The sequence below is a fragment of the Arthrobacter sp. JCM 19049 genome (assembly GCF_001310435.1).
Genome location: NZ_BAXF01000073.1, coordinates 1 through 8,087, shown reverse-complemented (window position 1 = coordinate 8,087; position 8,087 = coordinate 1). Strand labels below are relative to the sequence as shown.

Below are 8,087 nucleotides of genomic sequence, written 5' to 3'. Positions count from 1 at the left end.
GTGCGCGGGGTGCAGGAAACCGACCCCTGGCAGGAGCAGCAGCCGCTGCCGGTGCCCGGCAACCCGGTCCCGATCCACACCCCGGGGCACACCGACGGGCACTGCGCGCTGCACCTGCCCGAGCGTGACGTGGTGTTTTCCGGCGATGCGGTGGTGACCTTGGATCCGTACAACACCCGCACCGGTCCACGGATCGTGGCCAGCGCCGCCACCGCGGACCTTGACCAGGCGCTGCGCTCCCTGGAGCCCATCGCCCAGACCGAGGCCCGCACGCTGCTCAGCGGCCACGGCCAGCCCTGGCATTCCGGGGCCCGAAGCGCAGTGGAGGAGGCCCGGAAGGCGAAGGCCGACTAGGTTACCGGCCCACCAGGGCCTTCCGAGCGTATTCGATCGAAGCCGCGTCCCCGCCCCGTCCAACTCCGGACGGGGCGGGGACGCGGCCGTGTCAGACCGAATCGGCGGAGTCTGCGGAGGCCTCCTGGGTGAAGAAGGAAACCTTCCCGCTGGCCTCCATGATCGCCAGGCGGATCTCACTGTATTTTTCGACGCCCGACTGGCGGGCCAGCATGCTAAGCTCGTCAATGCCGATGCGTTCACGGTGCAGCGCCTTGCGGTCAATCTGCCCGTCCCGCACCAGCACGATGGGCCGGCCCTGGGTGATCTTTCCGAACTTGGGCCAGCGCATGTTCGCATAGCCCAGGATCGCGGCGAGCAGGACCACGGTGGTCACTGCCAGCAGGCTGCCGGTCAGGCTGCGGTCGTTCATGGTGATTCCCTGCTGGACCAGGTCACCCAGGACCACGAAGACCACCAGTTCAAAGGAGCTCAGCTCCCCGAGGGTGGCCCGCCCCGCGGCGCGGGTGACCAGCCAGATAATGAAGAAGGCGATGGCTGCACGGATGACTATTTCCATTACGGAATCCTCCAGGTCTTGAAATCAAGCGCAACCTTCTCGGGTTTGCCGGTATCCACGGTGAGGGTGCCGGCGGTGGCCGGCTCCCACTCCTCGGACGCTTCGCCGGTCAGTTTCAGGTGAAACTCCTTGGCACCGGGTTCGGTGGCCAGGGTGAGCTGGATGTTCCCATCCCCATCGGCGGTCTGCGATTCGGGATCAGGGTAGATGTCCAGACCCTCGAAGAAGGAGAGGTACTCTTCGGTGAGCCCCACCGTGATCGTCTCCGGAAGGCCCTCGGAGTCATTGATGTCCAGTTCAAGCTCGATCTCATTGCCGGCCCGGGCCACCGACGGATAAGACAACTCCACGTTGCCGTTCTGCAGGTTTTGCGAGACCGTGGCCTCCCGATCAAAGGAGTGGGCCAGGGCCGCGAGGATGAACAGCGCCGTCGTCATCAGAATTAGAAGGCTGGCCAGTCTCCGCCTGCGGTTCTCATCCTCATCGATCACGTCATCCAGCGTTGAATCATTGACCTTCGCCTGGTAGATGTTCCGCATCGTCTCCTCCTGTCGATTTCTCCCCGAAAGGCTGAGCATTGAGCAGGGACAAAAACTGCATTATTCATACTCTCTATCACTGATGCTAGTTCTATTTCCCTTGTCAGAGTCTGGTTTCAGGATTCTCTCAGACAGCACCGAGTTACGGAAGAGGGGTGAGCGAAACAGTTTCGACAACGGGGCTCCCAGCCCTAAAGGACACTGGTAATCCTTGTTCTGCTCGGGGAGCAGCAACGAGAATCGTAGGCAACTGGAGTCTAGGAGACCTTCGGTTCATCAGCCTTATCGCAAGGACACATTCTCGAGACTTTGGGAAGGTGGTTATGGAACGCAGGAGCTTGAACCGGCCAGTGTTGGAAAAGTATTTGCGGGAGCACGCGCTAGCCTCACAGATGTGCCTCCGGTATCTGGGAGCTGTTTGTCATCAGTGGCGCAACACCGACCTCGGCCCGGAGCTGGCGAAGATGTATGAGCAGGTGCGTGATGACCATAATGACCTGCGCGCAATCATGGGCCGTCTGGGGTTTGAGGAGATTAGTGGTTGCCGGGTACGCATCGGCAACAAGTGTCTGTCCGACCGTTTTCCACAATCAAGATGGGCATTCCACCGACAATGGCCGGTACTCAGATGCAGCTGGACGCGGTATGCGGTCTGCTGAGTTCGAAACTGGCCATGTGGAACACGCTGCTCTCGCTGGTGACCAGCGAGGAACGGCTGAACCCAGTCGAACTGATCAGCCTGGCCGAGCGCGGCCAGTGGCAGATTGACCGGGTGCACAGCCTCAGCAGCCAGATGCGGCCAGAGCAGTTCACCTACACGCGTCGGTGACCAGCACAGTGAGGCTGGGATACCAGAGTTGGCCAATACCTTTTTCGGGTAGGACCAGAAAACTCTGTGGGGTACCGCAGCACGGTACCCCACAGAGCGGTAAAGAAATGGGTTGATATGGGAAGGGGGTTGAGTCCTTGTCTAGGCGATTGCCAATGGTGAGGGCGCACGCCAGTAGGTGGGGATCTGGGTAGTCAGCAGCTCGGGCACACGCAGGGCCACGGCGCTGTAGCGCCAGAACCGGACCCGGAATGTCTCCCACAGTTTCGGGACGACCTTTTCATAGAGGCAGCCGATGGTTTCGTCCTTGCCCCAAACGTTCACGACTTCAAGCGCAGAGGTGCCCAAGGTGACGCGCAGCAGGCATAGCCGTTCCGGCTCCTGCTCCAGCATCGCGACGTAAACCGGGGTTTCATGTAGCGACACGAGCGCCATTACATCTTCCAGCGGTTCGTCGCTTCGGGTCATAATGATCGGAGTGCCAGGCACCCAGCCATGAGATTCCAAATGCTTTCTGCCGTACCGTGAGCCTAAGACCTCGGCAACGAGTTCGGCAGTCCGTGAACGCACCATGCGGTTCGTCATTTTCTACCTCCTTCAATTGAAAGTGTTCCGGGTGGAACTACCCGGAAAGCCCCGCGAGTATCGGCGCTGCCCCGACTCCAACCCCGGCTTGCGGATCAGCCAAAGGTAGGAAGTAGCGACGACCAAGGGCGTAGCCCTGACCCTAGCTGTGAAGTCAATCCCAAACTAGAGGCGGTGACCGGGGCCACTTTTTACTGTGGCAAAAAGGTTCCTCCATACGGCGCCGGCCTTTGGCGAAGCGGTCGGATGGGCTTGTGAATTAATCCTCCAAGTCCCTTCTGACAAACGTCCAATATTAGGAACTGGTGTTGTTACTCCTCTTGAGTGGGAGGCGATATGTCCGGGAAGGCGACCGATGCTTCCACGCTCGAAGCTGGGAACAAGCTGAGTGCGGCGCCTTTAGTTCTCCGGAGTGACTTGCAGGTTCGGTGCGGACAGCGCTATCCACTACGATCGAACCCGGGCGCCAACGAAGCCGTACCGTTAATCAACGCGGCACAAAGAAAAAGAGGGATTGATGAAACATCCACAGCCCAGCCAGATCCTGGAGGGGCGGGCGCTGCTGTTCGCGGTGCTGGCGCTGTCTGTGGGTGGCTTTGGCATCGGAGTCACCGAATTCGCCATCATGGGTCTACTTCAGGAAGGCGGAGCGGATCTGGGCGTGAACAACGCCAGATGGGCTGATGATTAGCGCCTACGCCATCGGCGTCGTTGTGGGAGCGCCCATACTTACGGCGCTCGCGGCGAAGATCCCCCGCAAGCGCGCGGTGCAGTACCTGATGATCTTCTTCACGCTGGCCAACTTTTCCTCGGCCCTGGCACCCGACTACGGAACGATGCTGTTCACCCGCTTTCTCTCCGGGTTGCCGCACGGCGCCTACTTCGGTCTGGCTGGCGTGTTGGCCGGTTCCCTGGTGCCCGCTTCGATGCGCGGCCGGGCCATCGCCTGGGTCATGCTGGGCCTCTCGGTCGCCAACGTCGCCGGGGTGCCGCTGGTGACCAAGTTGGGTCAGGAGGCCGGCTGGCGTTCCATGTTCCTCGTTGTGGCAATCGTTGGACTGCTGACGCTGCTGATGCTCAGCATTTTCGTCCCATGGCGCAAGGCCGAGGCCGGAGCAAGTATCCGCCGGGAACTCTCGGCGCTTAAGAGTCTGCAGGTGTGGCTTGCCATGGCCACCGGCGTGGTTGGCTTCGGAGGGTTCTTCGCCGTCTATTCCTACATCAGCCCCACGCTGACCGACGTGACCGGTATGGACATCGGCCTGGTTCCGATCGCGCTGGCGCTCTACGGGGTGGGCATGGTGGTCGGGTCCTTGGTTGGCGGCCGGCTCGCGGATTGGTCCGTATTCGGTGCCATCAAGCTGACCTCGGTGATCATGGTGGTGGTCATGATCATCTTCGGGCTGGTCACCAGTTGGCTGATCCCCGCCTTCATCATGGTCTTCATCATGGGCGCCACCGGTTCGCTGCTGATCCCGAGCCTGCAGACGCTGCTCATGGATTCGGCGCCCCATGCCCAGTCGCTCGCCGCATCCCTGAACCACTCGGCACTGAACGTTGCCAACGCGATGGGCGCGGCGTTGGGCGCAGCGGTGATCAGCGCTGGTTTCGGCTACCGAGCCCCGGCATTTGTCGGCGCCATTTTGGCGGCCCTTGGGTTGGTTCTGGCCGTGATCACCGAATATCGCTCGCGCAAGCTCGGGCTGAAGATCGGCCGGGAAGCACTGGCTGAGACGGAATCCTCCGCTCGGTAGATCCTGACGGGTATGGAGGCGGCGCGACGCCCACGGTCCCGTAGATGAGGAAGGTTGGTTCTCCGGTTAAGGCCGAAGAACCACCCTTCCTTGATTCAGCGCAAGCCTACTGGCTGGCGTCCGCTCCAATATTGAACATCCAGGTGACCCCGTAGCGGTCGGTCAGCTGGCCAAAGTAGTCACCCCAGGGTGCTTGCTCCAGCGGGATGTCGATGTGTGAGTCCTTGCTGAGCTTAGACCACCATTCCTTGAGCGTATCGATCTCGGATGGCCCATCCTCACCGCTGCCGCTGATGGCGATTGTTCCATTGGGACCGACGTTCATGTCTGGGTGAGTGTCCGAGGCCATCAGATGCAGCCCGCGATCCACATAGAGCGAGGAGTGCATGATCTGATCCGCTACCTGTGGGTTGGTTTCCCCGGCACCTTCGGCGAAGGTCATGAAACTCAGTTCACCCCCAAACACCGAATGGTAGAGTTCCATCGCATCACGGGCGACTCCGCCGTAGCGCAGGTAGGGAGTCATTGCAACGGTCATTGGTTTCCCTCTCGTCTCATGGGAGCGAACTGTCCCGCGCTCATTCTTCCAGCTTGGGGTGGAACGCGGAAGGGTGCAGTGTGAGCAGCGTCTCGTGAGCTCGATTGGCGTTCAGGGCGGAGGTTCGGGTAGAGTTTTATCTCGGTTCGAAGGGAAGAAATTCCCCGGCAACCACACCTTCATCTGGGGGTATGGCGCAGTTGGTAGCGCGTCTGCATGGCATGCAGAAGGTCAGGGGTTCGAATCCCCTTACCTCCACCAGTAAAAAGTCCCGAGGCATCGCAAAATGCCTCGGGACTTTTTTATTTGCCTGATCTTTTCCGTCGGACTGGCGTTCGGTGGTCCGGCGGGAAAGGCTTGCCCGGCTTCGGCGCGGTAGCCGATAGCGTGCTGCCGTCAGCGTTTGCCGCTACGAAATGCCTGTCGGGAGTTTATGTGCTGGTAGATGCATGGAGCCTGGAACAGTACGGCCGCAGATGCTGCCGCCAACGCGATGCCGAATGCCACCATGGTCGTTTTCCGTGCCTGCAGGGCGGCCCATGAATGAGCCTTCCTCGAGACAGCTCGCCCAGGTTGGGGCTATGACGAATACGGTGAGTATCAGCCGGAGACGTGCACCGAGGCCCGCAGACTGAGCAGGGTATGGAGTCGTCTATTTTGTTGCGCCCTGCACTTGCAGAACGTCGAGCGGATCGTGCCCGGCGCGCGGGTGCGCTCCCATGAATCTGCAGTAGTTAAGGGAAGCCGTTTACTGCTTGACTCGACTCCAGAGCGGAGTACACTCATAAATGAGTTCACTCATTATTTGATTGAGGATCGTGAGGACATGGCGCAGTTGTCGCGGCGGGACCGCAATGCACGAGAAAAACAAGAGCGGATCTTCCGCGCCGCTTCGGAACTTTTCGCCGAGCGCGGCTACGGGGCCGTGACCACTCAGGAAATCGCCAAACGTGCCGACGTCGCCGATGGCACCTTGTTCCGGTACGCGGCCTCCAAAAGTGAACTGCTGCTAATGGTGTACAACGAGGAATTTCGTGCCGCCCTGGAAGCCGGTGAAGCTCATGCTCAGCAGTCAGATCGGCCCGTCGAAGCCATCATGTCGCTGCTGGAGCCAGCGCTGGCCCGTGCCCGCCAGCAAGCCGAAAACAGCGCCGTCTACCAGCGCGAGCTGCTCTTTGGGGTCGCGGCAGAGCGTTATCGCTCCGAAGGCCTGGCCCTGGTGTCCCGCATCGAGAAATCAATCGCCGCGGTTATCCAGGCCGCAGCGGATGATCGCGGACTGGTCCAAGACCCGCAGGCAATCCGTGTCGCCAGCGCCGCGATCTTCGCGGCCATGCACCTGACCATTGCCCGTTCAACGACCGGTGCACACGGCGGAGCGGACGTCTTTGCCGACCTCAACGACCAGGTGTCCCAGATCGTGGCCGGGGTTCTGGCCACCCTGCCATCTGGAACCTGACCCCGGTGCCCGTACCTCCGGGTGACAGAACCACGACAAACTTGCCGGTTCCGCAGACAAGGCAACCGGTCATCAAGAAAAGGAGTAAGGCTATGAGCAGCATCAACAAGGTGACCGTGCTCGGCACGGGAGTTCTGGGATCGCAGATCGCATTCCAGAGCGCCTACAGCGGCTTCGAAGTCACTGCGTACGACATCTCCGATACGGCGCTGATCGGTGCGAAGGAACGCTTCGCCAAGCTTGTGGAAACCTACAAGGCCGAGGCCGTGGCAGGAGCCAACGAGGGGAAGGCCGACCAGGCGCTGACCCGCTTGAGCTATTCCTCGGATCTAGCCGACGCGGTGCGCGATGCCGACCTGGTGATCGAAGCGGTGCCCGAGGCCCTGGCCATTAAGCAGCAGACCTATGAGAAGCTCGCAGCGGTGGCGCCGGAAAGCGCGATCTTTGCCACCAACTCCTCCACCCTGCTGCCAAGCGCGATGAAGGACTTCACCGGGCGGCCCGAGAAGTTCCTGGCACTGCACTTCGCGAACAAGATCTGGCAGTTCAATACCGCCGAGGTCATGGGCACTGCGGACACCGATCCGGCAGTGTTCGAACAGATCGTGCAGTTTGCCAGCGAAATCGGGATGGTGCCCATCCCGGTGTACAAGGAGAAGTCCGGCTACGTGCTGAACTCACTGCTAGTTCCGTTCCTCAACGCCGCGGCGGAGCTGGCCGCCGGCGGCTACGCCGAACCGCAGGACGTGGACAAGGTCTGGCGGATCGCCACCGGCGCCCCATGGGGCCGTTCCAGATCTACGACGTCATTGGGCTGACCACCCCGTACAACATCCTCGCCCACGGCGATGAGAAGGACCAGAAGCTGGCGGCCTGGCTGAAGGAAAACTACATCGACCAAGGCAAGCTCGGCATCGCCAGCGGCTCCGTTCTACACCTACTAGCAACACCAGGCGCGCACCCAACACGTCACGCCACACACCGCTCGTGTGCATGACCCGGGTGGCGCCGCCAGCGAAAGCCGTGCTCTGCCGTCCAGATCAACGCCTGGAGAGGTGTTCCCGGCCCTCTGAACCCCCTAGACAGCGGGCCGGTGATGCAGAAGCATGGACAGGAGTGCACGGTGGAATGAGGAGACTGGAATGCAGCGCGAGGAAGCACCGGCCCTGGCGGGCCCACTGCGGCGGCGAACCGGGCAAGGATCAGCATTCAGCGTCCGGGTAGGGCACTGGAGCGATCCCCGGGCGATGACAGGATGCACGCTCATCGAGCTGCCCGAGGGCAGCGTGGGCTCCTATGAGGTGCGCGGTGGTGCCCCGGCCACGCGGGAACTAGATGTGCTGCACCCGCAAAAGACCGTGGCCCGCGTGGATGGAGTGCTGCTCACCGGCGGTTCGGCGTTCGGCCTGGCAGCCGCCGACGGGGTGATGCGCTGGATGGAGGAGCAGGGGCGCGGGGTGCCACCCGGCC

Annotated in this window: 10 protein-coding genes, 1 tRNA gene and 1 pseudogene; 8 read left to right on the top strand and 4 right to left on the bottom strand. The window is 61.5% G+C overall.

What is annotated here, in order from left to right; all coding sequences use genetic code 11:
• On the top strand, positions 1 to 354 hold a 354-nt coding region (locus JCM19049_RS05640; RefSeq protein WP_279402541.1), incomplete at its 5' end, for an MBL fold metallo-hydrolase.
• A gap of 91 nt (positions 355 to 445) precedes the next feature.
• Here the strand turns inward: JCM19049_RS05640 and JCM19049_RS05635 are convergent.
• Entirely contained in the window at positions 446 to 913 is a 468-nt protein-coding gene (locus JCM19049_RS05635) for a DUF421 domain-containing protein (RefSeq protein ID WP_054821080.1), read from the bottom strand.
• Positions 913 to 1,452 (bottom strand): hypothetical protein, encoded by a 540-nt coding sequence (locus JCM19049_RS05630; protein WP_054821079.1) that lies wholly within the window; start codon positions 1,450 to 1,452, stop codon positions 913 to 915. Before JCM19049_RS05630 ends, JCM19049_RS05635 begins: the two co-directional genes overlap by 1 nt.
• Before the next feature lie 613 nt (positions 1,453 to 2,065).
• On the opposite strand from JCM19049_RS05630, the gene JCM19049_RS05620 reads away from it, so the two are divergent.
• Positions 2,066 to 2,281 carry a hypothetical protein gene (locus JCM19049_RS05620; protein ID WP_054821077.1) on the top strand — a complete coding sequence of 72 codons (216 nt, stop codon included), beginning with the start codon at positions 2,066 to 2,068 and terminating at the stop codon, positions 2,279 to 2,281.
• A gap of 141 nt (positions 2,282 to 2,422) precedes the next feature.
• On the opposite strand, the gene JCM19049_RS05615 is transcribed toward JCM19049_RS05620, so the two are convergent.
• Complete coding sequence (locus JCM19049_RS05615) at positions 2,423 to 2,866, bottom strand: hypothetical protein (protein WP_054821076.1); 444 nt, start codon at positions 2,864 to 2,866, stop codon at positions 2,423 to 2,425.
• 517 nt (positions 2,867 to 3,383) lie between these two features.
• Here JCM19049_RS05615 and JCM19049_RS18840 point away from each other — a divergent pair.
• Together JCM19049_RS18840 and JCM19049_RS05610 are read left to right on the top strand one after the other, a co-directional pair.
• On the top strand, positions 3,384 to 3,557 hold the full coding sequence (locus JCM19049_RS18840; protein ID WP_279402540.1) for a hypothetical protein: 174 nt from the start codon (positions 3,384 to 3,386) through the stop codon (positions 3,555 to 3,557).
• Positions 3,550 to 4,620 (top strand): MFS transporter, encoded by a 1,071-nt coding sequence (locus JCM19049_RS05610; protein ID WP_279402539.1) that lies wholly within the window; start codon positions 3,550 to 3,552, stop codon positions 4,618 to 4,620. The genes JCM19049_RS18840 and JCM19049_RS05610 overlap by 8 nt, the downstream gene beginning before the upstream one ends.
• 106 nt (positions 4,621 to 4,726) lie before the next feature.
• Here the strand turns inward: JCM19049_RS05610 and JCM19049_RS05605 are convergent, their stop codons facing one another.
• On the bottom strand, positions 4,727 to 5,158 hold the full coding sequence (locus JCM19049_RS05605) for a VOC family protein (protein ID WP_054821075.1): 432 nt from the start codon (positions 5,156 to 5,158) through the stop codon (positions 4,727 to 4,729).
• A gap of 185 nt (positions 5,159 to 5,343) precedes the next feature.
• Between JCM19049_RS05605 and JCM19049_RS05600 the strand changes: the two genes are divergently transcribed.
• The 4 genes and pseudogenes from JCM19049_RS05600 to JCM19049_RS05585 all read left to right on the top strand — a co-directional run.
• Positions 5,344 to 5,419: transfer RNA gene (locus JCM19049_RS05600), tRNA-Ala, on the top strand.
• 412 nt (positions 5,420 to 5,831) lie between these two features.
• A complete protein-coding gene (locus JCM19049_RS05595) occupies positions 5,832 to 6,617 on the top strand; it encodes a helix-turn-helix domain containing protein (RefSeq protein WP_279402538.1) in 786 nt (261 codons plus the stop codon).
• Between the two features lie 92 nt (positions 6,618 to 6,709).
• Positions 6,710 to 7,561, top strand: a pseudogene (locus JCM19049_RS05590) (3-hydroxyacyl-CoA dehydrogenase).
• A 198-nt stretch (positions 7,562 to 7,759) separates the two neighbouring features.
• On the top strand, positions 7,760 to 8,087 hold a 328-nt coding region (locus JCM19049_RS05585), incomplete at its 3' end, for a P1 family peptidase (protein WP_279402537.1).

Excerpts from the sequence above, each read along its gene's own strand:
- JCM19049_RS05630 (WP_054821079.1), bottom strand. The coding sequence starts at position 1,452 with ATGCGGAACATCTACCAGGCGAAGGTCAATGATTCAACGCTGGATGAC.
- JCM19049_RS18840 (WP_279402540.1), top strand. The coding sequence starts at position 3,384 with ATGAAACATCCACAGCCCAGCCAGATCCTGGAGGGGCGGGCGCTGCTG.
- JCM19049_RS05620 (WP_054821077.1), top strand. The coding sequence starts at position 2,066 with ATGGCCGGTACTCAGATGCAGCTGGACGCGGTATGCGGTCTGCTGAGT.
- JCM19049_RS05635 (WP_054821080.1), bottom strand. The coding sequence starts at position 913 with ATGGAAATAGTCATCCGTGCAGCCATCGCCTTCTTCATTATCTGGCTG.
- JCM19049_RS05605 (WP_054821075.1), bottom strand. The coding sequence starts at position 5,158 with ATGACCGTTGCAATGACTCCCTACCTGCGCTACGGCGGAGTCGCCCGT.
- JCM19049_RS05610 (WP_279402539.1), top strand. The coding sequence starts at position 3,550 with ATGATTAGCGCCTACGCCATCGGCGTCGTTGTGGGAGCGCCCATACTT.
- JCM19049_RS05615 (WP_054821076.1), bottom strand. The coding sequence starts at position 2,866 with ATGACGAACCGCATGGTGCGTTCACGGACTGCCGAACTCGTTGCCGAG.